General features: G+C 57.8%; 21 protein-coding genes and 1 tRNA gene. 12 read left to right on the top strand and 10 right to left on the bottom strand.

Annotated features, from left to right (window positions below; all coding sequences use genetic code 11):
• Positions 1–32: 32 nt before the first annotated feature.
• Positions 33–2,255, top strand: a complete 2,223-nt coding sequence (locus IT585_10065) for a TonB-dependent receptor (protein ID MCC6963583.1) — start codon at positions 33–35, stop codon at positions 2,253–2,255.
• Between the two features lie 15 nt (positions 2,256–2,270).
• Here IT585_10065 and IT585_10060 read toward each other — a convergent pair whose 3' ends face one another.
• Together IT585_10060 and IT585_10055 are read right to left on the bottom strand one after the other, a co-directional pair.
• Positions 2,271–3,536, bottom strand: coding sequence for a leucine-rich repeat domain-containing protein (locus IT585_10060; GenBank protein ID MCC6963582.1), 1,266 nt, complete (start codon positions 3,534–3,536; stop codon positions 2,271–2,273).
• A 260-nt stretch (positions 3,537–3,796) separates the two neighbouring features.
• Entirely contained in the window at positions 3,797–4,651 is an 855-nt protein-coding gene (locus IT585_10055) for a zinc metallopeptidase (GenBank protein MCC6963581.1), read from the bottom strand.
• Positions 4,652–5,067: 416 nt separating this feature from the next.
• Between IT585_10055 and IT585_10050 the strand changes: the two genes are divergently transcribed.
• The 3 genes from IT585_10050 to IT585_10040 all read left to right on the top strand — a co-directional run bounded on the left by IT585_10050 (position 5,068) and on the right by IT585_10040 (position 8,393).
• Positions 5,068–5,310, top strand: coding sequence for a PGPGW domain-containing protein (locus tag IT585_10050; protein MCC6963580.1), 243 nt, complete (start codon positions 5,068–5,070; stop codon positions 5,308–5,310).
• Positions 5,311–5,315: 5 nt separating this feature from the next.
• Entirely contained in the window at positions 5,316–6,149 is an 834-nt protein-coding gene (locus IT585_10045) for an ion transporter (protein ID MCC6963579.1), read from the top strand.
• Between the two features lie 432 nt (positions 6,150–6,581).
• A complete protein-coding gene (locus IT585_10040; GenBank protein MCC6963578.1) occupies positions 6,582–8,393 on the top strand; it encodes a DUF4153 domain-containing protein in 1,812 nt (603 codons plus the stop codon).
• 589 nt (positions 8,394–8,982) lie between these two features.
• Here IT585_10040 and IT585_10035 read toward each other — a convergent pair.
• The 3 genes from IT585_10035 to IT585_10025 all read right to left on the bottom strand — a co-directional run bounded on the left by IT585_10035 (position 8,983) and on the right by IT585_10025 (position 10,692).
• Positions 8,983–10,215, bottom strand: a complete 1,233-nt coding sequence (locus IT585_10035; protein ID MCC6963577.1) for a DUF418 domain-containing protein — start codon at positions 10,213–10,215, stop codon at positions 8,983–8,985.
• Positions 10,216–10,305: 90 nt separating this feature from the next.
• Positions 10,306–10,382: transfer RNA gene (locus IT585_10030), tRNA-Asp, on the bottom strand.
• A 52-nt stretch (positions 10,383–10,434) separates the two neighbouring features.
• Complete coding sequence (locus tag IT585_10025) at positions 10,435–10,692, bottom strand: hypothetical protein (protein MCC6963576.1); 258 nt, start codon at positions 10,690–10,692, stop codon at positions 10,435–10,437.
• A 193-nt stretch (positions 10,693–10,885) separates the two neighbouring features.
• Between IT585_10025 and IT585_10020 the strand changes: the two genes are divergently transcribed.
• Positions 10,886–12,337, top strand: coding sequence for a glycosyltransferase family 39 protein (locus IT585_10020; GenBank protein MCC6963575.1), 1,452 nt, complete (start codon positions 10,886–10,888; stop codon positions 12,335–12,337).
• On the top strand, positions 12,334–13,770 hold the full coding sequence (locus IT585_10015; protein MCC6963574.1) for a hypothetical protein: 1,437 nt from the start codon (positions 12,334–12,336) through the stop codon (positions 13,768–13,770). The genes IT585_10020 and IT585_10015 overlap by 4 nt, the downstream gene beginning before the upstream one ends.
• On the opposite strand, the gene IT585_10010 is transcribed toward IT585_10015, so the two are convergent.
• Both IT585_10010 and rtcA read right to left on the bottom strand, forming a co-directional pair.
• Positions 13,767–15,998, bottom strand: coding sequence for an exo-alpha-sialidase (locus tag IT585_10010; GenBank protein MCC6963573.1), 2,232 nt, complete (start codon positions 15,996–15,998; stop codon positions 13,767–13,769). The genes IT585_10015 and IT585_10010 overlap by 4 nt on opposite strands.
• A 127-nt stretch (positions 15,999–16,125) precedes the next feature.
• Positions 16,126–17,232, bottom strand: a complete 1,107-nt coding sequence (gene rtcA / locus IT585_10005; protein MCC6963572.1) for an RNA 3'-phosphate cyclase — start codon at positions 17,230–17,232, stop codon at positions 16,126–16,128.
• Between the two features lie 116 nt (positions 17,233–17,348).
• Between rtcA and IT585_10000 the strand changes: the two genes are divergently transcribed.
• On the top strand, positions 17,349–17,672 hold the full coding sequence (locus tag IT585_10000; GenBank protein MCC6963571.1) for a DUF4430 domain-containing protein: 324 nt from the start codon (positions 17,349–17,351) through the stop codon (positions 17,670–17,672).
• On the opposite strand, the gene lgt is transcribed toward IT585_10000, so the two are convergent.
• The 3 genes from lgt to sulP all read right to left on the bottom strand — a co-directional run bounded on the left by lgt (position 17,655) and on the right by sulP (position 21,600).
• Positions 17,655–18,467, bottom strand: coding sequence for a prolipoprotein diacylglyceryl transferase (lgt, locus tag IT585_09995; protein MCC6963570.1), 813 nt, complete (start codon positions 18,465–18,467; stop codon positions 17,655–17,657). The two genes, IT585_10000 and lgt, sit on opposite strands and share 18 nt — an antisense overlap.
• Before the next feature lie 76 nt (positions 18,468–18,543).
• Positions 18,544–19,725 (bottom strand): hypothetical protein, encoded by a 1,182-nt coding sequence (locus tag IT585_09990; protein MCC6963569.1) that lies wholly within the window; start codon positions 19,723–19,725, stop codon positions 18,544–18,546.
• Positions 19,726–19,848: 123 nt separating this feature from the next.
• Positions 19,849–21,600: a sulfate permease gene (sulP, locus tag IT585_09985; protein MCC6963568.1), complete on the bottom strand. Its 1,752-nt coding sequence runs from the start codon at positions 21,598–21,600 to the stop codon at positions 19,849–19,851.
• A gap of 218 nt (positions 21,601–21,818) precedes the next feature.
• Between sulP and IT585_09980 the strand changes: the two genes are divergently transcribed.
• From IT585_09980 to IT585_09960, 5 genes are all read left to right on the top strand, one after another.
• Entirely contained in the window at positions 21,819–22,046 is a 228-nt protein-coding gene (locus IT585_09980; GenBank protein ID MCC6963567.1) for a hypothetical protein, read from the top strand.
• 195 nt (positions 22,047–22,241) lie between these two features.
• The gene (locus IT585_09975; GenBank protein MCC6963566.1) at positions 22,242–22,943 is read left to right on the top strand and encodes an alpha/beta fold hydrolase; all 702 of its coding nucleotides are present in this window, start codon (positions 22,242–22,244) and stop codon (positions 22,941–22,943) included.
• 108 nt (positions 22,944–23,051) lie between these two features.
• Positions 23,052–23,513, top strand: coding sequence for an Rrf2 family transcriptional regulator (locus IT585_09970; GenBank protein ID MCC6963565.1), 462 nt, complete (start codon positions 23,052–23,054; stop codon positions 23,511–23,513).
• On the top strand, positions 23,488–24,651 hold the full coding sequence (locus IT585_09965; protein MCC6963564.1) for a cysteine desulfurase: 1,164 nt from the start codon (positions 23,488–23,490) through the stop codon (positions 24,649–24,651). The genes IT585_09970 and IT585_09965 overlap by 26 nt, the downstream gene beginning before the upstream one ends.
• Positions 24,652–24,675: 24 nt before the next feature.
• A partial coding sequence (locus IT585_09960; GenBank protein ID MCC6963563.1) for a tRNA 2-thiouridine(34) synthase MnmA occupies positions 24,676–25,091 on the top strand: 416 nt, incomplete at its 3' end.

Below are 25,091 nucleotides of genomic sequence, written 5' to 3'. Positions count from 1 at the left end.
TACTCACGCTGGTTGAATCCAGAGATACAGTGATGACCGCCAAAACGAAAGCTGACACCGACATGTCAATTGCATCACGATTCATCGGCAGACTCCCGACCGCGGTTGGAGTTCTTGCCGTCGTCTCCTGCCTTGTTCTCACGGGGACATCGCAGGCATCCGAACTTCCCGATACGGCAGCAATTCCAATGCCGCCGGTGATTGTCACGGCCGGTCGTTTACCGCAATTGGTGCTCACGGCGCCGCTGGCCTACGACATTCTCCGTCCGGGGTCCGACTCTCCGCACCGGGGCAATGGTCTCAACGAACTCCTCGCAACGGTCCCCGGCGTACTCGCGCAATCACGCTCCGGCAGCCAGGACGTGCGTATCACCATTCGCGGATTCGGCGCCCGTGGCGCCGGCGAGCGGTCGAACGCGGGCACGTCGCGCGGTGTTCGGATCTTGCTCGATGGTTTCCCCGAGACCGAACCAGATGGTCGCACGTCCTTCGACTTGATCGACCCGGCCGTCTACAGTTCGGTCGAGGTCGTCCGCTCGAATGCCTCCTCGCTTTGGGGCAACGCTTCCGGCGGTGTCGTCAATATCAGCACGATACCCGATTTCACTGAACCCTACCTGCGCACACAAGCCAGTTTTGGCGACTTCGGTTTCCACAAGGAAGTCGTCACGGCGGGACTGTTCGTCGGGCAGGCCAAATTGGATATCGCGCTGGTCAATTCCGGCTTCGACGGCTGGCGTGCGCACTCGGCGAGTAGCCGAAAACTGTTGAATCTGGCGCTGGCGTCGGTCCTGGGGCCGCGCACGGCCCTCGAGGTCTACCTGGCCGCGGCCGCAAACAAGTTTCGTATCCCCGGCCCGCTCACGCGCGCGCAATTTGCGACCGATCCAAGCCGCGCCCAGGATGATACTCTGGATTTCAAACCGACCTATGTCCAGCGTGACGAACGTCGCTTCAATCGGCTGGGCCGCCTCGGACTCCGGCTGGAGCATCAACTCAACGATCGCAATGGCGTCATCGCGTCGGTGTTTGTCAATCCAAAGTACCTGCAACGCTCCGAACGAAATACGTTTCGCGACTTCACGCGCATTCATTTCGGTGGCAGTGTGCTCTACCGCAATTCCGCCCGACTCGGCGCCTCCTGTGAAAATGTCGTCATGGCGGGGCTCGATGAAGCGTATCAGGATGGCGCGATTCTCTTCTATAATCTTCAGGACGGCCGGCGCGGCGACACGATCGCCAGTGACAAACGCGAGGGTGCAAACAACTTCGGCGTGTTCGCCGAGAATCAACTTACGATTGCGGAACGGCTCGTCATCACCTTGGGTGCCCGCTTCGACGATGTTACCTACTACTACGATGACCACCTGGCGCCGCAATTGAACGCGCGCAAGTCGTTCACCGGGCTCACGCCCAGAGTTGGCGTGACTTACCACATCGGCGCCGAAGATCAACTCTACGCCGCTCTCGGCGGCGGCATCGAAGTCCCGGCCGGCAACGAAACCGACCCGGCCGGTACCGATGGTCTCGATACCGTCACCGCGATCAACCCGCTCCTCGATCCGATTCGCTCCTCGACGATTGAAGTGGGCAGCCGGCACACGAGATCGTTCGGTCCGGACGCGCCGGTTGAGCAGGTGAGCTGCGGCGGAGCACTCTACTGGATTACAGTCAGAAATGACATCGTACCGTACCGCGGTGGTCGCTTCTATTTCACTTCGGGCAAGACCCGGCGTCTGGGACTGGAGCTTGAAGTAGTCGCGAGTCTGCGCTCCGGACTTGATCTACAAGCCGCACTGACGATCATGCGTAACCGCTATGTCGAGTACACCATCGACTCCGTCCATTATGGCCGCCCCGGCGCCATCGCCGATCTGGCGGATAAGGAAATGGCCGGCCTTCCCGAGCTCTTCTATCACGTCAATCTGCGCTATTCGCCGTCGTTCTTCTCCCATCTGTTTGGCGAGGTCGGGGCTCAAGGTGTCGGCAAGTATTTTGCGGATGATCTGAATTCAATCACGGTCTCGGCTCACAATCTCGTCAATGTCCGATTCGGTCTGAATGACGTGTCGTTAGTGCGGCGAAAAGTCTCGTTGTCCGTGGCGGCCAGTGTCGAGAACCTGACCGATCAGCGCTATGCGGCTTCCGTCTATATCAACCCGGATCGCGGCCGCATCAGTGGCGCGCCGGTGTATCTGGAGCCGGGGCTGCCCCGGAATCTCGCGATCACGACTTCACTGAAATGGAATCTATAGTGAGCGCGGCGCTCGCTAATGGTGCACGGTCACCCCGCGTGTCTCCAAGGTCGGTATCAGCACATTGATAGAATACTGCGATAGCGGATTTCCTTCCAGATAGACCACATCTCCCGACAGCAGCCCGGTATTGTTGACGAGTGGCATGATGTCGGTGATCTGATTGTTGGTCAACTTCAATTCACGCAAGCCAGCTAACGCCGCCAGCGCTGAGATGTCGCTGATCTGGTTCTGCATGAGATTGAGCGCTTCCAGCATGTACAACCCCCGCAACGGTTCCACGGAAGTGATCTGGTTGAACGCTAATCCGCAAATCTGCGGTCGCTTCAGATGGCTCATGAAGCCGATCTCCGTCAGGTTCATGCGATCAAAGCCACAATCACTCAGAAAATAGAGCCCGTAGAGCGGCGAGAAGTCGGTGACCTGTGTGCCCCACAAGATCAACTGCTGCAGCGAATCGACCGAGGCCAGCGGTCCGATATCGCTGAGCGGATTATCATCGAGGTGAATTTGGCGCAAACTTTTCATTCCCGCCAGCGGCGTCAAATCGCTGATCTGGTTGCGCGCCATGTACAGTCCGGCCAGGAGCGGCAGTCCACCGATCGGCGTGAGGTCGACGACCTCGTTGTCGGTGAAGTTGGCAACTCTTAACGAGGTGAAATGTTCCATGCCGTTGAGCGACTGGATTCCGGCATCCTGAATGACCACCTGCCAGATCGTGTCGACATCCGCACTCAGGATATCACCTGTGGACCGTCCCAGTCGCGCCCGGATCGCCTGCTCCAGCATCGGATCACTGAACACCACCTTCACGAGCGCCGCGCACTTCACTGAGACGCAATTTGAAAGCGCGCTCCAATTCCCGCGATCGTCGGCTGATTTGAGTGCGAAGAAGTGCGTCGCCCCCGGCGTCAATCCGTCGACCGGCCACTGCTGCACGTGCCCGGCCGGTAGCAGCCCCGGCACCGAGGTGATGACAACAGCACTGGCAAAGTTCTGCGTCGTGATACTGTCGAATGAAACTCGCAAGTCATACTGGTCCACCATCCCGCCGGAACCGTCATCGCGTAGATCAGCCGGCGTTGTCCACTGCAGCATCGCCGTCTGCGCAGTCGACGAGAGAACTTCTAAGTCAGATATTGCCGTTGGCGGCGTGCCGTCCGTGTCCTCATCTTCAACCTGCGAAGACTTGGAGCAGCTCGTGAGCCAACCGTCCGCCGCCAGTGTCAGCGACACCAGCATCGCCGTGAGGAGATGCGACAGCTTCATACGAAAACGCATGGAGTGACTTCCTTTCAAGACTCGAAACAGCCCGGAAGATACGATCGATTATGCTGGAAGATAGCGATCGCAGGCGGCAAAATGGTCAGAAAACTCAATTATACAGGAATCACAAGCTTGTGCCCCGGAATTCACAACAAGCCGATCAAAAGACCACTTTTGTCGTCTGGTTAAGATTTCGAGGCATGAGATGCCGTACAGAGCATCACCCTGGTCGAAGCATGCAGTTATCGACCAAGCCCGCGGAACAGCCCTCTACCCTAAAGCCGTGTTGCGTTGAATGTGTCGCCCTGACTGACATCGCCCGTCTGATAACCTTTCATGAACCAGCGCACACGCTGCTCGGAAGTGCCATGGGTGAAGGCATCCGGGACGACGTAGCCCTGAGTCTGCTTCATGATTCGGTCATCGCCGACGGCCGCCGCGGCATTCATTCCTTCTTCGATATCCCCTTGTTCCAGCAAGCCCGCGGTGCGCTCGGCATAATGCGCCCAGACCCCGGCAAAGAAATCGGCCTGAAGCTCCATCTTCACCGTCAGGCGATTGTACTCGGTCTCACTCAGCCGGCCTTGCTTGGATATTACCTGCTCGGAAATCCCCAGCAGATTCTGCACATGATGGCCGACCTCGTGGGCGATGACGTACGCCAGGGCGAAATCGCCGTGCGCTCCCAATTGCGTCTGCATCTGGGCAAAATAATTCAAGTCGATGTAGACCTTCTCGTCAGTCGGGCAATAGAATGGTCCGACTGCAGCGCCGGTGTAGCCGCAGGCCGACGAAATCTGATTCGAGAATAATACCAGCCTCGGCTCGCGATAGATCTGGCCCGCCTCCCGGAAAATGCGATTCCAGACGTCCTCAGTCTCAGCCAGGATAACGCCGACGAACTGCCCCTCCTGTACTTCCGCTTCACTCAGCGGTTGATCGACTGCCGCCGGGATCTCCACTCCGGTTTGCGGCAATGTTTGCAGTGCTTCCTCCGGATTGCCACCAAGGAGCATGACCAACAGCACGATGACGATACCGCCAATGCCGCCGCCGACCGCCATCTGCTTGCCGCCGAACCGGCGCTGATCCTCGACGTTATCACTTACCCTCCGGCCTTGCCATTTCATATTCAGTTCCTTTCCATTGCGAAGTGGCGCGTCTCTCGGTCTGGGACATGCACCCAACTTCTGGGCGTTTCCTGGTGATCAGCATAGTATTCGAATCGATGATTGTCAAACAACCGCAATGCACCGGGGTCCCGCCTTCACAGGGATATCCTGTGGGGGGAGTCGTTGCCAGGCAGACGAATGACCTGTGAGTGAAGCTACTCGATACTGACGCCTGAACAGAAGCAGCTCAGTTCTCTTTCTGCCGACTCCGGTAGCTTTCGGCTTTCAGATCCAAACGTCGTATGTTATGATTGATGGAACTCATTGGGGAATGGGTTGCGTGAAGCGCACCTTGGAGTGTGGACAATTGCAGTTGAGGTCAGCCAACTGCCTCGCACTCTCCGTCTGACCGGAAAGCTAAGACAGTAGTTCTTGTGAGAACGCTCAGGCAATTGAAGCGATTAATCGTGGCAGTGGTCGGTTTCACAGTACTGGCTATTGGCCTGGCGATGATCGTTCTGCCGGGCCCTGCTATCGTCGTCGTTCCGACCGGCCTTGCGATCCTCGCCGCTGAATTCGCCTGGGCCAGAAAATTGCTACAACGGATGAAAGAGAAGTTGAAATTGGCACCAAGCGGAAATACTACACCTACGAAAACCGATAGCAGACAGGTTTGAACTCTATGCGTGCTCTCAAGAGCATCGTCTCGTCGCGAGCATTCGATAGACTCTGGTTAGTTCTAATCGTCCTTTCCAGCATCCTTCTCGGCCTCCTCAGTTATCCCACCATTGTTGTCTCCCAGGGGAGGTGGCTTGGACCGCTCGAGACAGTGATCCTCTGGCTGTTCGTAGCGGAAGTCGTGATGCGGATCGGAGCACACTGGCCACGACCCTGGGAGTACCTTTTCAGTGGGTGGAACCTCTTTGATCTGTTCGTTGTCCTTGCATCCGTTCTGCCGATTCACAGCGAGGCAGCTTCGGTTTTCCGACTGATCCGGGTGTTGCGCGCGCTGCGACTGCTTAAGGCCGTTCCCGGTCTGCAGGTAGTGGTCCGCGGCATGTTCAAGAGTGTCGCCTCGCTCGGCTACATCAGCCTGATTCTGTGCATACATTTTTACATCTTTGGATTAGCAGGGATAAAGCTGTTCGGACCATTGGATCCTGAGCATTTTGCCTCTCTGGCTGATGCCTTCCTGACCTTGTTCCAGGTCGTGACGTTGGAAGGTTGGGTCGATGTCATGCACGGGCTGATTGCCGCCGGCGCGAGCCAGGTGGTCGCGGTTACTTACTTCGTCTCATTCATCCTGATTGGCACAATGGTGATCATGAATTTGGTCATTGGTGTCATCATCAACGGAATGATGGAGTCACAGAAGGAACTTCTGGCCGATGCCTCCCGCACGAAATCCTCCGATGACATGGTGATCCAGGAAATCAATCAACTTGATCTACTTGTAACCTCACTCAGGGACGAAGTTGCGCGACTCAGGTCGCTCTTGTCGGAGCGCCGGCAGTGATTCCGAAGACGCCCCTCGGTCGCATCAGTACACCTCCGGGAGCTTATTGAGAAGTTGCTCCACCATCTGTTAAAGGAGGCCCGGCGCGACCACATGAACGAGGCTACGATCGACACCGCTGTGATAAGCGTTACCGCTTCCAGCAATCTGGTAACAGGGAACCTGCAGCGACCAGATGATGCTACTCTGATCCCGGCGAAGACTTGAGAGCGCCTTGAACGATAGGGGCAGATGGCCTATCTGATGGCGAGGTGGACAGGACGCGAACGCGCGACCAGTCCGCAGGTTCGGATCAGCATGACTTCAATCCAGCAGCTAACTGACCAGTTGTGCTGGTCCATTGCGCTACGGCCGGTATCGGCCAGATAATGCTGTCGGCCCGACTAAAACTTGTATAAGTTTTGATTACAAGAACGATGGGGGGAGGGAGCGATGATGAAGCTACCGTCAGTCGCGCAGATTGGAGCAGAGTGCAAGCGGACACTTTGGCGATTTCCAGTGGTGCTCTCTTGCGCCATCCTCGGAGTCGTCGTAGCCATCTTTCTTGTGCAGCATGAAGGTCCCGCTCAGCCGACTGTCCTCTTCAATCTTCTGCTCGCATCGATCCTGGCTATTCCATTCCTGACCGCAATCAAGCTGGCGACGGAACGGGCGGGGTCAAGCGGCGGCCGCGCCTGGATCGGACAATTGTTCGGCGCAATTCTCGTCGTGATGTACGCGCTGTCCGTTCCGACCGACCTGCCCCGCGCACCAATGTATCATGTCATGCGATTTGCCGCATTCGCAGTTGCTTGTTGCCTCTTGCTCTCAATCCTGCCGTTCTGGCGCAAGGGAGAACGCAACGGATTCTGGCATTTCAACAGAATCATCGTCTTCAGAATCGTACTTGCCGGGGTATTTGCCGTGGTGCTCTTCGGTGGTCTGGCCCTGGCGCTTGCCGCCCTCGACAATCTCTTCGGAATGGAAGTACCGGCGAAACGGTATTTCGAACTCTGGATTCTGACACTCGGCTTCTTTGTCGTCCCCTTTATTCTGGCCGGAATACCGGAGGACCTGAACGCGCTCGATGCCGTCAGCGAATACTCCCGGCCGGTGAAATTGTTGGGTCAATACGTCCTTCCGCCGCTGGTGCTGGTCTATTTCGTTATTCTCTACGCCTATATCGCCAAAATCATCGTTGTCTGGAACTGGCCTCAGGGCTGGGTTGGGCGGCTCATTCTGGGGTTCTCTGCGACCGGAATTCTCGCCCTGTTTGTGCTCGATCCGTTACGCGAGAAACTTGAGTCGCTCTGGATCAAGAAAGCATCGCGCTGGTACTATCTCATTCTGCTTCCCGTGATTGTCGTGCTGTTTCTGGCCCTGTGGCGGCGCATTTCCGAATATGGTCTGACCGAAGACAGATATCTGGGGCTGGCCGCCGGGATCTGGTTGATCGTTATTGCGGGCTACTTCCTTCTCAGCCGTACGAAAAGCATCAAGATCATCCCCGCCTCTCTTTGTGTCTTCACGTTTCTGATCGCCATCGGCCCGTGGGGAATGTTCAGTGTCTCTGAGCAGAGCCAGATCCGCCGACTCAAGGAGATGTTGGTAGCCGACTCGATCCTGGTGAACGGTACGGTGCAGAAGGCCACGTCGCCGGTACCTGTTGAGCACGAAGTCGAGATCAGCGCGATTCTTTCCTATTTGTATGAAGTGCATGGTTTCTCCCGCATCGAGCCCTGGTTCTCCGAAAGTCTCCGTCCGGACACTGCCGATAGCCGCAGCCGGTTCACACAGGCGTCAGAGGTTGCGGAAATGATGGGAGTAAAGTTCAACCTTTATTACTCACCCGGGCGGGACAAGTACTTTCGTGTCGCCATTGATCCCAATGCTCCGATAATGATCTCCGGCTATGACCAACTGGTGCGAGTCGCATACCACCGACCTTGGAAGGACGCTGACCAAGCCGATCTGCCGGACACCGGCGCGATCGAAATCATCGCGGATTCAGTATCCGTGGCTCTTGTTGCCGACAGCGCTGCGTTCGATTCACTGAAGATCTCGCTTCGCCCCTTGTTCGACCAAGTAATCGCGGCATACGATGATGTCCGCGGTTCAAGAATACCCAGTGATAAGGCCGCTATGGAGTTCGAGACCGCGAGATACAAAGCCAAAGCGGTGATATTGCAGGCGCACTTCGAGCAGCAGGACAGCGTCTTCGTGGCCAATTCCTATGATGCCCTGATCTTCTATTCTCGAAAATAGCAGGGATTTGGAGACATCACGCCTCAGTCATTTCGATCTTCTCTGCCAGGATCGGATCCAACGCGAAGTGTCCATATGCCCTCCCTCGATCAATCTGCCAATTTCGGCATGTCCATAAGGAGGAGGGAACGACCCTGTTGCCGCAGAATCTTTGCCGGCGCTCTTCCTGGCGTCAATGGCGGGGACCTGTCGGGTCCGCTGATTGCGGCGGGCCTGAGTTGCGCTCCGCTTTTCCAACGGGCTCTCGCTGTGGAGCCTTTCGCTTGTGTGCGACTTCGCTCCTTGCTCTCTTCCGTTACAAAGTAACCGCTTCTTCAGGCGAGGTCGATCCTATCAAAGCGGAATCAAGGTGATTTCACGTCTCGTTCTTGTCGCCGCAGCGGGCCAAGCGTCCACCTTCTCAGTTGACTAACGGAGATGATTCGGGAAACAGGAGCGGCACCGACTTCACCCTCCCCGAACTTCTGCGAGTTTCAGATTCACGATCCGATTACACTATGCCGCGATGGGCGGTAGGCGATGGAAGATAATCGGATACTGACTAACGATTGATGACGAAACTGTCCACTGCGAAAGGCAGCAACGGCTATTACCGCGCTATCCTGAATGGCTGGAACCTGCGGTAGGTGAGCGATCGCCAGACCCATTCAGCGGGTCCAAACTTGAAGCGTCTGAGCCACCAATGAGAAAATCCGACCTGCACTGCAAAGATTATCAGCCACATGGGGAGTAGCATGGCAACACCTACTTTACCCATAAGCGCCGGTCCAGAGAGGAAAGCGTAAAATAGCCACAAGCCGATGATTGTTTGGGTCAAGTAATTGGTGAGCGCCATCCGTCCGACGGGCGCCAGCAAATGAAGTAGTTTCGTCCACCGTTCACGTTGAATCAGAAGCGCAAGACCGCAGGCAAAAGCGGCTGTGAAACCAAGGTACCCGATCTCATAGAGCGATCTTACCGCCGTCCTCCACCAGCCGGTAACCGCGTATCCGTGTCCCTGGAGTAACGGCAGGGAGGCAAAAAGCGCGTTTCCGGCAAGGCCAAGAAGTATGCCCCAAACAAACACCTTACGGAAGAGAGGTCGATTCTTGCTCAGATCATGAAAGAGCATGACTTGGCCGGCCCAGAGACCCAAGAGCAAGCGGCCAAATATGGCCAGCTGATAGGCTACCTGACCCGGAGACGCGGTTGTGCTCCAATCGTAGAGCCAGTTCAGCCGCAGCATCTCCGCGTAGGATCCAAGGCTGAAAGCCGTGAAGGCCTGCGCATCGAGATTGCTCGCTTCACGCGCGGCAGGATACAGCATACTGGCGATGCGCCCTCCCAACGGCGCGATCACGATTGAAATCGTGAGGGCGAGCATCAGAATAGTCCGGGGGCGAAGTCTGATGAACAAAGGAAGCAACATCCCCCAAAGTGCATAGAATCGAAGGATATCCCCCCACCAGAGTAGCCAGCCATGGACGGCTCCAAAAACAAAGAGCCATCCAATGCGCCGATAGAACCTACCGATCCCGGTTGACCCGCGCGCCTGGGCCCGCTGAATCTGAATGGAGAACCCCAGCCCGAACAGAAAGGCAAAAAGTCCCAGGAACTTGTTTTCCGCGAAGAAGTGGATCAGGAAGTTCACCACCATATTGGCAGCCGCAAAGGGAAGAAGCTCCCGTTGAGCGTCAGTAATGTACCCGTCCCCGGAAAAGATGACCAGGTTGACGAGGCATACGCCGAGAAGGGCAAACCCTCTGAGCACGTCGATGAATTCGATTCTCTCAGTGTCTGCAATAGGCTGAAACCATTTGCCGCTTGCGGAATTGCCGGACATAGTAGTCTAAACCAGATGACTTATCAGATGTTCTCCAGAGTAATCAGGAACCTGCAGATTCGAAGAATAAATATTGACGGGCAATGTCAATGGCGGGGTTGACGAGACTCGAACTCGCGACCTCCTGCGTGACAGGCAGGCATTCTAACCAACTGAACTACAACCCCGGCAGAATCTTCTGAGGACACCGCACCGGTCTGCCGACCGCCGCGGTCGATGTCACTTCTTGGGCTCGGAGGCCACCGCCGTCGGCACTTCCGCTTCTTTCGGCTTGTCCTTGATCATGATCCCAACTGGAATCAGAACACAGTAGCCCAAGACCAGCAGAATTGGGGCGAGCGTGATCGACCCGCTCGCCAGCGTGATGAATCCCAGGATGATCGATGCCAGCCCGGCACCCAGAATCATCCAATTCTTCTTGCCGAACGGCCATTCTTCGGGCTTGCGACCCGAACGTATTTTCTTCACCTGCGCCATCTTGCGCCTCCAAGAGACCCCTAAGTTATGTTCCGGCGCCGCTACGTCAAGCGAATTTTTGGGCGCCCGCTGCTTCTATCGTCGGCAAAATCGGTCAGTCCTTATACCGCCATCCGCTCCTGGCGCACCAACCTGAACCCGCCGTTGTGCTTGTGATTTGTTGCCGGAACGATATCTTGGCCGCTGCACCCGTATGAACTCGCTTGAACACAAGTTGCCTCGCTGGCCGTTCGTCATTCTGGCGCTGCTCTTTGTCCTGGCCACTTCCAGCGCCTTCGTCCGCCGGCCAATTCACAATGATGAGGCCTGGATTGGCCAGCAGGTTTGGTCGCTGCAGAAGCAAGGCTACGTAACTTCTGATCTCTTTCAAGACTGCCCGCCCCTCGATCAGGAGATTGTCGTCTACCACAAGCAGCTGGTTTGGGTCGGCGAGGCCGTGTCGGCGCTGTTCGGGTGGGGGCTCTATCAGCTCCGGGCCGTCTCGCTAGTGGCTGGAATCCTGACCCTGCTCTTTCTAAGTCTAGCCAAGCATGAGAAAGCAAGCAGCCCCGTACGCGTTCTCACCGTTGCACTTCTTATGCTGACTCCGGTGTTCTGGTTACAGATGCTGGAATTTCGCCCCGAGGCGCTGCTACTACTCTCTGGCACGGCGTCGTTCATCGCGTTACGACAAGGAGTGGCTGGCTCCCGGCCCATCTGGATAGTCCTCAGCGCCCTGCTGGCGGGCATGGCCGGGCTCTGCCACGCTTTTGGCTTCGCCTATGTTATCGCCGGCACTGTCGCCCTCGCGTTCGATCGGCGTTGGCGGTCGGCCGTCTGGTTTGCACTTCTCGGCATCATTGCCTTTGCACCGTACCTCAGCGGCTATTTCACGGATCGCGAGTTGTTCATCGCGCAGACGCTGCATAATCCGCTGATGACGACCTCTTTCGATTACCACTGGTGGTCGCCACTACTTAATCTCGTGTCTGAGCACAAACGCCTCCTGCGCAAGCCGGAGGTCATCGGCGTCACTGTACTCTTTCTGCTTGCGCTGTTTTCGGTCAATCGCGAGTTCCTCCGGCGTCACCGGTTCACGCTCATCTATCTGGCGACGCTTTTCGTCGTGATCGGCGCCTCGCCGCTTCCCAAGTTTACCCGCTATATGGTACCGCTGGTGCCCCTGATGGCTCTCGTGGTCAGCGCGATTCTCGTTCGACGAACGCCACCCGATGGCGCCCGGCAGCGAGTCGTCACATTCGCACTGCGCGCTTGGCTGGTCATATTTGTGGGTTACGGTCTCTATGCGCTCGGTGCCGAAGCGCTACAGCCGGAGAATCGGCAAGTCGCAACCAATCAGAAGCTGGCGGAGGCGATGCAGCCCGGCAGCCGGGTTATTGCCCCGTTTGACTTCGTCTTCATGCAGCAGGGTCGCTTCACGATTCTCAATTGGTGGGGTGCCGCGCGAGTCGCTGCCGGCAACAAGCCAGCAGGGTTCCTGGAACGCTATGCCGCCGCGCATCACGTTCGCTACCTAATTCTTGATCCAGTCGCGCTGGCCGAGTGGAACATCGCGGCCGACTCCCTCGGATCGACGTTTGACAACTTCCGCTTGCGACAATCACTGCCGGAAGATCACCGTTACCTCTTCGAAATTACACCATGACGCGCATGCGCTTTCGCTGGCAACTGCTTCTGGTCGTCGTGGCCGCTCTCGTCGCCCGCGCTGTCGTCGCAATGGTCACCGTGTACCAGGTCGACGACGCCATGATCACCTTCCGTTACGCCGAGAATCTCGCTGCCGGTCTCGGCTTCGTCTACAATGCCGGCGAACATGTTTTGGGTACGACCTCACCGCTTTGGACGCTAATTTTGGCGCTGACGGCGTTGTTGCATGCAAACGTTCCGGCCACCGCGCTCTGGATCTCGCTGATTTGTTCCGGCATGACCGCCGGAGCCGTCTATTGTCTGGCTCGCGCCTTAAGAGCCGGCAGGTGGGCGCTCCTGGCCGGACTGGTCTATGCATTAAATCCACGCAGTGTGACAGTCGATGTCTGCGGTCTTGAAGTTGCCCTGTTTGCGTTCCTGACGGTAACTTCGCTCTATCGGCTGCGACGGGGGAAGAGTGGCGAGGCTTTGCTCTATGCCGCCTTTGCGGCTCTAACCCGTCCGGAAGGCGCTCTGCTGTTTCTCGCGATAGTGGGCCTGATCTACTTTCAACGTCGGCGCGTGGCGATCATCGATTGGTTGCTGGCGCTCGTACCGCTCGCTGCATGGGTGGTGTTTGCATCGCTCTATTTCGGCAGCCCGGTGCCGAATTCCATGGTGGCCAAGGCTGGGTTGTACGGTCATGACCCGATTCCTCTGCTGCATAGACTGGCGCAGATGCTTTCGTTAACAAACGCTGCTGGTTGGCTGCTCTGGATCGGAGCGCTCCTTGCCGTCATCTTCGGCCGCAATCAACGAAGCCGTTTGCTCGTTCTTGTTGGAATCATCCTTGTGATCGCGCTCCCAATCGCCGCCTTCTCACTGCGCATCTTCTTCTGGTATCCGGCGCCTTTGCTCCCGCTGCTGATCATTCTGGCTGCCTGCGGCATTTCGAGCCTCAGCTCTCGATTCTCGTCGATGCAGGACTCCAGAAGAATGAAACTTGCCGTCGCAGTAGTCGTGGTCCTGCTGCTCGTCATCGCCGTTCCCGTCTTGGCCAAGCGTGCTGTCGGGCTACAGGCAGAAATGCAATGGTACCGCAAGACTCACATTGCGGCGGCCGAGTATCTCAATGCTCACGCCCGGCCGGACGAGACTGTGATCGCCGAAGACATCGGCCATTTCGGGTACCACTACCGGGGGAGGATAGTCGACCGGGATGGCTTGGTCACGCCGCAGGCGATTCCCTACAACAAGACACAGCGCTATTTCGAGTTTATCGATTCAGTTGATGCCGACTGGCTGCTGCTTGCCGTGATGCATCATCCCTCCAGCACTCTTCGCGAGCAGCCGCGATTTCTCGAGAACTACCGGCCGATTGACTACGAAATCAGCGTCTCCAATTCGTCCCATCGCCTGTACCGGCGCCAGCGCCCCGGGTTAGCGCCTTAACACCCCGCACACGGTGCCGGTCCGCCCGAAAAGATGAATGCAATCAGATACACCGCATCCGAAATCGTGACCGCGCCTGTGCAATCGGCATCGGCCGCAAGGAGCGGATCCGGTGCCGGTCCGCCGGCGAAGATGTAATTAATCAGATACACCGCGTCCGAGATATTCACTGCTCCCGTGCCATCCGCATCACCGCACACGAACGCGCTCCCGGTGAAGAATCGGCGCGGCACCGTGTAATCTCCGACGTTCAACGCCAAATCACGCGCCCGCACCCGATAGTAGAGCGCAGCACCGTCCGGTAGCGGAGTGCTGTTCTCAAATTGCGGTGTTGTCAAGCCGGTTGGATTGATCAGCACCGTCCCAAATCCAGTGTCAGTCGCCACCTGCAGTTCATATCGCACCGCCGTGCCTTGCGGCGCTTTGTCAACTGCCGTCCAACTGAAGAGCTGTGACAGATAGTCAACTGACTCGTCTTCCGCCGGTGCCAACAAGGTCGGTTGCGCCGGCGCTTGCGTATCGATAGTCACAACCCGGTAGGGTTCCGCATAGCCGGTCACACGCCCCGAATCATTCACGGCATCTACCCGCCAGAACCAGCGTCCGTCCGCCAGCGGCGCAGGGAATTGGTGGCTAGTCCCGGTGATGCCAACTGCCTGATAATCCACTGACCCGAACAGCGAGTCATCATCAACTTGCACGCGGTAGTAAAGCGGTTGCACTGTCGTTGCCGGGAAATTGGCGATTTCCGCCGGCGTCGCCCCTGCTTTTCTCCACGAAAACGTCGGCAGACTGCCGTTCGTGATCGTCCCGTTCGCCGGCGCGACCAGCGGTGGCGGCATGAACCCGATCGTTGCTCGGGCGCTGTAGGTATCCTGATTGCCGTTGCGGGTGTCCGTGAAAACAACTTGCGCCACATCGCCGCGCGTTGACAGGCCCGTGTACTCGCCGATCAACCCCGCGCGTGGTGCCTTCGCGGGATCAAGGGGCTCCTCCGGCGATCCGATGGCCGCATGCCACCGGGAGTAAAACTCCTGGTCGACCTTCAATGCCTGTGCCGGCGAGGAAGACACTTCGGAGATCCGCCGATTCGCCGTCCAGGTTGCGCCGCCATCGAATGAATGCGCGATGTACAGGTCGAAGTTGAGGTTGTTCGGATCAAGCCGACGGTCGTACCAGCTTGCGGTCAGAATGCCGTCCTCATTGATCGCGATCCACGGATGGAACTGATCCGCCCCGTTGTTCAGTGGATCATCATGAATCCGCACCGGTGCGCTCCAGGTGTCGCCCTTGTTCGTCGATCGTAGCAGCGAGAGATCGGTGCTCCCGTCGGCGGCGAATCCGGAGTACAGAATGTACGTCGTGCCGTTGTAAGGCCCGCCCGTGATATCGGTCTCCATCGCCGGATAGGGAAAGATCAGAATGCCGCCGTTGATGTTCTGCGGAATTCCGGTTAACGATACCACCGTCTTATCCACTCCCCAGGTGTCGCCGCCGTCGGTCGATCGATCCAGCATGATGCGGCTTAAGCCGAAGCTCACCCAGGCCACCAACACCGTCCCGTCCGGTGTGACCGTCACCGTCGGCCACTGCACGCTGAATGCATCCGACACCGGTACCGGCGAGGAGTAAATCGTCGGCGTGATGCTGTGCACCAAATAGATCCGTGAACTTGAGGTAAAGCGCGCCCACGGCACGTACACGCGATTATTAAAGGTCCCGCCGGTGCGGTCCACGTTCATCCACTGCTTGTCTTCAAACGGCCCACCGGGACCTTCATCGACCGCCGCCACGGGTTCGCTCCAACTTGCGCCGCCGTCAGTGGATGTCCAAACAAACAGACCGCTGTTGCCCGCTGTGCTCGGGAACGCGAGAATGTTCATCAGGAGGTTCCCGTCAGCATCATAACTCATCACCGGATCAGAATGCCGGTCATAGGGAGGGACTCCCACAAGCGAATCGGTCCACGTCGCCCCGCCGTCGTTGCTCACGCCGACACCGACACGCCGAAATCCGAGCCGAAAATCGCGCCAGATCGCCACAACGTTGTCGCCGTTCAGTGGATTGATAACGCACGCCTGCTCGTTTTGCAGCTCGGCGGTGTTGTCGGTATTGATCTTGATGTTCTGGCCTTCGACCCAGCCAAAGACTGCGGGCGGGACGAGGAGCGCAATTACTGCGGCGAAGAGCACCAAGGCGCCAAAATTCTGCTTGGCACGGACGGGCATATGACCTCCGGAGACTGCGCGATGCGCAACGGGTTTCAGGACGGTAGTATCAAATGGACTCTGTGATACAGACGAATCAGAAGTACAATTGTTGCTTGCCAACCGAGCAATCGCCGATTCCGGCGGCCTAGATCGCCGGCACTTCGGCTGCGTCCGCCACGGGCGGCTGCTCCGGCGCTTTCGCGGGTTCAATGGTCAAGGTGCCGGGGTAGCCCATCGGTCCGCGCAGGCTATAGTCGATCGCAATGAATTTCTGCGTCACCCAAAGGTTGGTCTTGAGATGACTGGTGATCTTCGACACGTTCATCTCGACCCGCTCGCCGCACAGGGCGACAAAGGGGATCAATTGATCCGCCAGGTAATGATCGAGACAGACCTGCTTGCCGATGAAATTCTTCAACTCGGTAACGGTGTTCTCGGCGACTTTCTCCGCCGGCATCCCCTTCTCGCCCAGTGTCGAGAATCCGGCGCGAATATTGTCGAATTCCGCCGTCAGGAATACGATTGTCCCGCGACCATTGGCCTGGGCGTCGCTCGCTCGCACTTGTGCCTGCAAGTTCGCCGCTTTCAACTGCTTCAGGGTCGCCTTCAGTTGCCGCTCGCCTACGCCTTGCCCGACGTTGGAGACCACCGACATTCCATAGATCTTCCGCAGTTGGCCGCGATCGGAAAACTGCCGCGCCCGCAACTTTTCCACCGGTTTGATGCGACAGTTGATCTCCCCGCCCCCTTCCGGGTACCAGCCCCAGCGGTTGATCTTGAGAAACGTCTGACACCCCATCAACCCCAGCACGGGTAGAAATACCTGCTTCAAGTACGTGGCCGGCGGCGACCAGGGCACATGCGTCCCGCCCTTGATCGTCACGAACGACTCATTGCGGGCAAATAGCAGCGGCAGCAGCAGCGTCTGCAACACCAGCGTCGCCGCGCCCGCCGACTTCTTACTCTCCGCCACGTCGAAATTGTACTTGCCCGACTTGATCTTGCCCGGAATAAACGTCAACCGCTCCGAATTGATTTCTCCGCCTTCGACGGTGGCGCCGCAAATCTGTTGGCACGCCTTGACGGCGGTGAGATGCTGCGGCATCAACCCGGGAAACTTGCGGTTCTTCCGGATGTTCGTGACTTCGACCGGCTTGCCGGTCAAAGTCGACAGCGACAGGGAGGTGCGCAGGATTTGCCCGCCGCCTTCGCCGAAGCTGCCGTCTACTCTGAGGAATTCTTGATCTGCCATAACTTCCGAAGGCTTAACTTACGCCTGCCGACCGGCAGAATCAAGGCAAAAAGCCGCCGCGCCTCGCCGGCCAACTTTGACTGGACAGGTTCGACCGCAGATGCTAACATCGACGCATGAAGACCAATTTTAGCTTCGCCTTGATCATTGTGCTCTGCCTGTTGGTGGCCTCGTGCAGCCGGAAGGGCGTGGTGCTCCAACGCTTCACTTTCGTTGCCGACTCGACCGGATCGGTTTTTGCGCAGACTCGCGCTCGCTACAGCGTCGAGTTCGACTCCACTGCCATGGGGACCTTTGTGAAGTCGATCAATGGGGCGACAAACACCAAGACGGCTTACTGGCTGTATTTCGTCAACACCAAGCCGGCGCACGAAGCCGCCGACCGTTTCCGGCCGCAGCCCGGCGACACGATCGAGTGGCGCTTAGTCGCGGGCTACTAATTCCGGGCGGCGGCTCAGGACGATCCAGAGGATCAGCCCGAACAGGAACAGCCCGATAGCAATCAGGTGATTGTAAGTGAATTGGATGCCGAACAGGTGCGTCACCATTTCCGGCTCGTAGTAGCGGACATACTCGATCAGGAACCGGAAAACCGCCTCGATCATCAGCAACAGGGCAAACGTCGCCCCAAAGAAGCGCTTGTGCTTGTCGAAGTAGTGGAGCGCGAAGAACAAAAGCAGTCCATACAGCGAGGAATAGAGCTGCGTTGGATGCAGCGGCGTCGCGCCGAACTGATAATAGGGAATCGAACCCTCGGGAAACGAGACACCGAATGGCAAATCGCACGGTGTGCCGAAACAACAGCCGTTCAAGAAACACCCGATCCGGCTGATAAAGATTCCCAGCGCCACGGCCGGGGCGAAGATGTCCACGGTCTGCCATAACGGCTGCTTCTTCCAGTGCACGTAAACCAGCGTCGCGATAATCGCCAGGACCACGCCGCCATACAGGTTCAGCCCGGCAATACCGAATTCGCCGCCGGATCGGAACGGATTGATCGCCGCCCACCAATCGCTGGCGAACTCCGACCAATGAAACAGCACGTAGAACAGGCGCGCGCCAATGATGCCGGTGAAGATCACTACGAACGCCAGATTCAGCACGAAGTTGACGTCAATCTTCTCGCTGAAGGCACGGCGGCGGATGTACAAGATGCCGACGAAGAACGATATGGCCAGCATCAGGCCAAAGCTGCGGAGCGCAAACGAGCCGATATGAAAAAGTTCCGGGTGCAAACCTACTCAATTTCCGCGCGTCTTATCGGCGCGCTGCTGGTGATTCAACAATTGTGGCAAGCAGGAGGTTCCACCGTCATCCGGAGGTGTCAACGGCAGCGGCGTCTGCGGCTGCCGGCACCCGCCGACGGCGGAAGAACACCAACGTCATGGCGCCGACTCCGACCGCCCACGCCAGCAGATAAATGAACCAACCGAAGAAAGGAATCTTATACAACAACGCCAGAAGAATCATGCCGATGACCAGCGACCAGCCGAGCGAAATCTTGCCCTCCCGTCGCCACCAACCGAGAATGATCATCCCGATCGCAATGCCGGCGATAATCTTGCCGAACAAGAACAGCAGCCCATAAACGGTCAGACCGGCCAGGGCGGCCGGAACGCCGACGATGGTTACTGCCGTCAGGACCAGGATCAACGGTGTGAAGATGACGATGGCCAGGCCCAGAATGCCTGCCACCGCACCGTTGCTGCGGATTTCGCGCGCCGCCAACTGCACGCCGTCGCGCCGCGCAACGATCGCGATCACGCCGAGAATGATCGAACCGCCCAGGAAAATCAAGGACCAGATCCACCCCGACGGCGGCGGCACCCAGCCGGCCAAACCACCCGACTTGCGATCATCCGTCGACTTCTTCCACCGCGTCTCCCCCAGAATCTGCGCCTCCGGCGAAATGCGCGCCTTGTCCTGGGACTCGTACTCAAAATCACCCATCACCACGGCGCCCGGCGCCAGCGAAATCTTCCCCCCGTAACACTTGAGGTTGCCGTGAATTTTGCCGCCGATGGTGATGATTCCCCCGTGGATGTAGGCATCCGAACCGATCTCCCCGTCAATCAGCGCTTCCGACCCGAACACCGCCAGATCCCGCGCCAGGTAGGTATCGCTCGCTATCGTGATCTCCGATCCAAAGGCCACCACGTCGCCGTCAATCTTGGAATTGATGTTGATCGCCTCGGCGCCCACCCGCAACGATCGGCAGATTTCGCCGTTGATTGTGATGCGCTGCGCCGCCGCATTGATATTGCCGTCAACGATGCCGTCAAACGTCAATGTCCGCGCGGCTACCAGCAGGTCGCCCCAGAGCGTCCCTTCAAACTTGACCGTGCTCCCCGCCAGCATCATGTCTTCCGAGAATTCTCCGCTCATGTAAAGCTCATCGCCCGAGCGGAAAGAAAATGCGCCCGCGGACGACCAAGCGAGCAGCACGGCGAACACGATCAAAAACGACTGGTTGCGACAGGGGATAGCCGGCATCTGACTTCTGGTCCTCCGGTTAAGCTAACGATGCAAACCCGCACAAGTTACGGATATCTGGAGGTTACCCGCGCCTGCAAATCATGGTAACGATTTTGTTTTTACGCTGACAAGCGGAATCTTCTATCTCCGGCGGGTCTTGTCGGAATCCGTCGCCGCCTCGGCGCTGTCGCGTTCGCGTGCCACTGTCGGCACAAACGGCCCGGTGCGTTCCCGATGCGGCAGGCCGAGAATATCCCGGGCGCGGTTCAGGGCGTCGTGGATATTCCCGTGAACGTTATCCTCGCCGATGAATTCGAGGAATCCCGACTGCGTCAGCGTAATGAGTGGCTGGGCGTGCACTCCTGACAGAATCAGTGTGATCGCGTGTTTCCGGCAGTCCTTAAGCAGCTGCTCCAGTGCATGCAACCCTGAGGAGTCGATCACCGGGACATTCCGCATTCGGATTACCAGCACGCGCGGCGGCTTCTCGACGATCTTGATTGACTCCTCAAATTTGTAGGCGGCGCCGAAAAACAGCGGTCCGTTGATCTCGTAGACCTCGACACCCGGCGGCACATCCTGGTGACTGATCGCCAGCGGATCCTCCTCCTCGCCGTTATCGTCTTTGAATTCGCGCGATATAACGCCAACGTTGGTCACTTCGGACATCCGTTTCATAAACAGGAATGCCGCCAGCACCATTCCGACCTCGATGGCCACAGTCAGATCGAACAAAAGTGTCAGTCCGAAAGTTGTTAGCAAGACAATCACGTCGCTGCGCGGCCCGCGCAACAGCCCCGCAAACGACCGCCATTCGCTCATGTTGTAGGAAACCACGACCAGGATCGCGGCCAGCACACTCAGGGGAATCAGCCCCGCCCAGCGGCCGAGAAACAGCATGATCAGCAGCAACACCACCGCATGCGTGATCCCGGCGATTGGTGTCCGCCCGCCGTTCTTAATGTTTGTTGCCGTGCGCGCGATCGCGCCGGTAGCGGGTATCCCGCCGAAGATCGGTGATGCGATATTCGCGACTCCCTGCGCGACCAATTCCATGTTCGAACGGTGCTTCCCGCCGATCATGCCGTCCGCCACAACCGCCGAGAGCAGCGATTCGATTCCGGCCAACAAGGCGATTGTCGTGGCCGGCTGCACCAGTTCCCGCAACGTCGTCCAGTTGATGTCGGGCAAACTCGGGGCCGGAATCATCGACGGAATCTCACCAAACCGGCTGCCAATCGTCTCAACCGATAAACCGAAAATCTTGACGACCACCGTTGCCAGCAAAAGCGCGACTAGCGATCCCGGAACCTTCCGCCATGCGCGAGGCCACAAGACCATGATCAGGATTGCGGCGAGGCTGATGCCGACCGCGGACCAATTGATCGTTGACAGATACTGCGGGTAGGCCGCCCACTTATCGAGGAAGTCGGCCGGGACATCACCCATCTGCAGACCCAGGAAGTCCTTGACCTGAGACGAGAAAATGATGATCGCGATCCCCGAGGTAAAGCCCACGACAACCGGATGCGGCACAAACTTGATCGCCGATCCGAACTTCGCGAGCCCCATGATGATCAGAATCACCCCGGCCATAATCGTCGCGAGCATCAGCCCGTCGAGGCCGTACTGAGCGACGATGCCGTAGACGATCACAACAAATGCGCCGGTCGGCCCGCCGATCTGCACGCGGCTGCCACCCAGTGCCGAGATCAGGAATCCCGCTATGATCGCAGTGAAAAGGCCCTTTTCCGGTGAAACGCCGGAGGCGATCGCAAAGGCAATCGCCAGAGGCAGTGCAACGATTCCCACGATCAGTCCGGCACCCAGATCGGCGGCGAACTCCTCGCGACCGTAATTTCCCAACGTTGTAAAGAGCTTTGGTCTCAGCATCTAACCGTAACCTTAAACAAAGGGCGTACAATTTATTCGGAATCGACCGCAACAGTAGATTTTTTTAACGCTATTTCCCGCGTGAGAAGGCAGATGGGCCTAAGTCAATGATTGACAAGGCATTGTCCGGGGTCTGCGTTCTTTCAAGAAACTTTGCTCAATTTTTGAACCGGGGTGGTTGACCATCGACGATTGGGGTGGATATGGAAACGAGCTCAATGAACATGAATGCACTGGAACAGCACGACACCCTGTATCGTCTGGCCTATCGCAAGTACCTCAACAACGAGATCGAGTTCGCTCGACATCTCGCTGAAGAGGCGGTCGTGAAGGCGCACGAGTTCTACATGACCATGCAGCTATCCGTACCGGCCGATCGATTCAACTGCCGCGCCCAGGCGCTGCTCGATCTGATCGATCGAAAGACGCTCTTAGCTGGAAAATAGCCCATACAGAGCGGGTCGGCGAACTCCCGCGGCTTCCCAAAACCCCGTCGCCGACCCGTTCTGCCCGATATCGACCCCACCCTCCCGCACCACACACCGATTGCCCAGTCGGTGATTGACGATCCGGACCTCCGGATCGCCTCTTATTTGTGCACATGTTCCCAGACTTCAGCTGCGACATATTGTAGAACGCCTATGCGATCACTAAAGCTATGCTCACTGGTATTGCTTTTGGCTGCCTCCGTCTCAGCGCAGCGAACTGTTGTCGGGGAAACCTATGACATTGTCCTGCCGGCAAGCTATGATTCCACTCGCACCTACCCGCTCCTGATCATTCTCCATGGTGCCTTCAGCGGTAAAGAATCGCTGCAACCCTACTTCGTTCCCGACCTCTTTGCCGATCATTACATTCGCCTGTTTCCGCAGTCTTCCGAGCGCAGTCGGGATCGGTATACCTGGCATCGGAAGTTGAAGGAGAGCCGCAAACTCATCCGGAGTGCCTACGAGGAGGTCAGAAAGACCTATCCAGTCGATACGGCTCGAGTTATCGTGTGCGGTTTCTCGATGGGTGGAATGATGGCCATTGATGTCACGCTCCAGCAAGTCATTCCACTGCTGGGATTTATCGCTGTTTGTCCGGGAATGCCGCCGCAATTCGACACCGCTCTTGTCGCCGGGATGGTGGCGCGGGGCCAAAGAGGTGTCATCATTGGCGGTCACTTCGACTACTTCAGACCGTATCAGCTGGACATGCTCAATGCCTTCAAAGTCGTTGGGTTTGAGCATCGATTCCTGGAGTTCCCCAACCTCGGGCATGAATTGCCGCCCAAACTCCCACAATCGCTTGATGCGGCTCTCAGTTTCGTCGATCCCGTTGTCGGAAAATCCGCTAAATAGTGCTGTGAGCGCTGCTTTCACCGCGTATTCATTGAAGCTGGTCCGGAATGTTGACAGATCCGCTAAGGATTTGTATTGTGACCATTCCAGCGAAGGAGTCTTGGCAATTTGGCGATATCGACACGCGGCAGATACGGTATTCGGGCGCTTCTGGCCATCGTCAAGGCCAACCGTCCGCTTTCTACCGCCCGGATTTCCAAACTGGAGGACATTTCACTGCCTTACCTTGAGCAGATCTGCAATCGACTCAAGCGGGCCGGAATCGTCCTCTCCCGGCGCGGCGCTCAAGGCGGATATATCCTGGCGCGCCCGGCGAACAAGATCTCGGTCGGAGAGGTGATCGCGATCCTGGACGGCCCAGTGAAATTCGGCCAGTGCCACAACCCGGAGCACGAGGAAGAGTGCGAGAAACGCGACATCTGCGCCTCCCGGCGATTCTGGTCGGAGTTGGAGTCCGACGTCAACAGCAAGCTGTATCGCACTACCCTCCAGGACCTGAAGGATCTCGAGGCCGGCCTGATTGAACAAGTACAGGCGAAGTCCAATGAACCGAATCTACTGCGATCATAACAGCACCACCCCGCTTGACCCGCGTGCACTCGAGGCGATGCTGCCGTATCTCGCGCAGACCTACGGCAACGCATCCTCCATGCATGCGATCGGACAGGCCGCGCGCGCCGGGCTTGAACAATCGCGCGAGAAAATCGCCTCCCTGCTCAATTGCCGTCCAGACGAACTCTACTTCACGGCCGGAGCCACCGAGTCGGCCAACCTGGCAATCAAGGGCGTAGCGGAGATGCTGGCAAACAAGGGCCGGCACATCATCACCTCAAAGGTCGAACACCAGGCAGTGCTGGAGCCGTGTAAATATCTGGAGCGGCATGACTACGAAATCACGTATCTGAATGTCGACGCGCACGGCTACGTCAACTCGGGCGATCTGCGCGATGCAATCCGCCCCGATACGATTCTGGTCTCGATCATCTTTGCCAACAACGAAGTCGGTACTATCCAGGATATCAGACAGCTGGCGCAGATCGCGCGCGAACGCAACGTCTACTTCCATACCGACGCGACGCAGGCCGTCGGCAAGATGCCGGTTGACTCACGCGATCTCGGCGTTGATCTGCTCTCGGCATCGGCCCACAAGTTCTATGGACCGAAGGGAATCGGCATCCACTTTGCCCGCGTCGGCACTCGCTTTACCCCGTTGATTCACGGCGGCGCGCACGAGCGCGGCAAACGCGCCGGCACGGAAGATGTCGCCGCCGCGGTCGGCATGGCCCGGGCGCTGGAGCTTAGCTTATCTGAACTCGAAGCGAACACAGTTCATCTGCGGCGTCTGAGCGACCGGCTAAGCGGCGGGATCCTCGAAACGATCCCCGACGCGCGCCCGCATGGCGACACCGTCAACGGCCTGCCGGGAACTCTCTTCTTCACCTTTCCCGGCTGTGACGGGGAGGCGATCATCGTCTCGCTCGACATGGCGGGCATCGCCGTCTCCTCCGGCTCGGCCTGCACTTCGGGCGCCACCGAACCGTCGCACGTCTTGCTTGCGATGGGGGTCTCGCGGCAGGAAGCCTCGTCGGCGATTCGCTTCTCCCTCGGCAAGCAGAACACCGAGGCGGAAGTTGATTTCGTGCTGGCAACGCTGCCGCCGATTGTCGAACGCCTGCGCAAGATGTCACCGCAATATGCCGGCCGTTAACCTGTTCGGAATTGTAATCAGCGCATGAACTCCGGTAAGAAGACCCTGGTCGCCGTCGCTATGTCGGGCGGCATCGACAGCTCGGTCGCGGCAGTGATGCTCAAGCAGCAGGGCTACGATGTCATCGGCCTCACCATGAAACTGTGGGACTTCGCCGAGGTCGGCGGCGAGGACAAGCACATCTCCCGCCGCTGCTGCTCGCTGGAGATGTTCGAGGATGCCCGCAGCGTCTGCTTCAAGTACGATATCCCCCATTACGTGCTGAACATGCACGAGGATTTTCGCGAAACGGTGATCAACGATTTCGTCGCCGAGTACGTGCAGGGGCGGACGCCGAACCCATGCGTCGTCTGCAACTACAAAGTCAAATGGGAGCTGCTCGAAAACAAGGTGAAGCAGCTCGGCTGTGACTTCCTTGCGACCGGACATTATGCGCGCAT

The sequence above is a fragment of the Candidatus Zixiibacteriota bacterium genome, from assembly GCA_020853795.1.
In the GTDB taxonomy this organism is placed as follows: Bacteria; Zixibacteria; MSB-5A5; order CAIYYT01; family CAIYYT01; genus JADJGC01.
The sequence above is the reverse complement of the archived record's forward strand: the minus strand, read 5'-3'. Positions and strand labels throughout refer to the sequence as shown.

Bases quoted from the DNA above. Each gene is read 5' to 3' on its own strand.
- IT585_10065 (MCC6963583.1), top strand. From the start codon at position 33: ATGACCGCCAAAACGAAAGCTGACACCGACATGTCAATTGCATCACGA.
- IT585_10060 (MCC6963582.1), bottom strand. From the start codon at position 3,536: ATGCGTTTTCGTATGAAGCTGTCGCATCTCCTCACGGCGATGCTGGTG.
- IT585_10055 (MCC6963581.1), bottom strand. From the start codon at position 4,651: ATGAAATGGCAAGGCCGGAGGGTAAGTGATAACGTCGAGGATCAGCGC.
- IT585_10045 (MCC6963579.1), top strand. From the start codon at position 5,316: ATGCGTGCTCTCAAGAGCATCGTCTCGTCGCGAGCATTCGATAGACTC.
- IT585_10040 (MCC6963578.1), top strand. From the start codon at position 6,582: ATGATGAAGCTACCGTCAGTCGCGCAGATTGGAGCAGAGTGCAAGCGG.
- IT585_10035 (MCC6963577.1), bottom strand. From the start codon at position 10,215: ATGTCCGGCAATTCCGCAAGCGGCAAATGGTTTCAGCCTATTGCAGAC.
- IT585_10025 (MCC6963576.1), bottom strand. From the start codon at position 10,692: ATGGCGCAGGTGAAGAAAATACGTTCGGGTCGCAAGCCCGAAGAATGG.
- IT585_10020 (MCC6963575.1), top strand. From the start codon at position 10,886: ATGAACTCGCTTGAACACAAGTTGCCTCGCTGGCCGTTCGTCATTCTG.
- IT585_10015 (MCC6963574.1), top strand. From the start codon at position 12,334: ATGACGCGCATGCGCTTTCGCTGGCAACTGCTTCTGGTCGTCGTGGCC.
- IT585_10010 (MCC6963573.1), bottom strand. From the start codon at position 15,998: ATGCCCGTCCGTGCCAAGCAGAATTTTGGCGCCTTGGTGCTCTTCGCC.
- rtcA (MCC6963572.1), bottom strand. From the start codon at position 17,232: ATGGCAGATCAAGAATTCCTCAGAGTAGACGGCAGCTTCGGCGAAGGC.
- IT585_10000 (MCC6963571.1), top strand. From the start codon at position 17,349: ATGAAGACCAATTTTAGCTTCGCCTTGATCATTGTGCTCTGCCTGTTG.
- IT585_09990 (MCC6963569.1), bottom strand. From the start codon at position 19,725: ATGCCGGCTATCCCCTGTCGCAACCAGTCGTTTTTGATCGTGTTCGCC.
- sulP (MCC6963568.1), bottom strand. From the start codon at position 21,600: ATGCTGAGACCAAAGCTCTTTACAACGTTGGGAAATTACGGTCGCGAG.
- IT585_09980 (MCC6963567.1), top strand. From the start codon at position 21,819: ATGAACATGAATGCACTGGAACAGCACGACACCCTGTATCGTCTGGCC.
- IT585_09975 (MCC6963566.1), top strand. From the start codon at position 22,242: ATGCGATCACTAAAGCTATGCTCACTGGTATTGCTTTTGGCTGCCTCC.
- IT585_09965 (MCC6963564.1), top strand. From the start codon at position 23,488: ATGAACCGAATCTACTGCGATCATAACAGCACCACCCCGCTTGACCCG.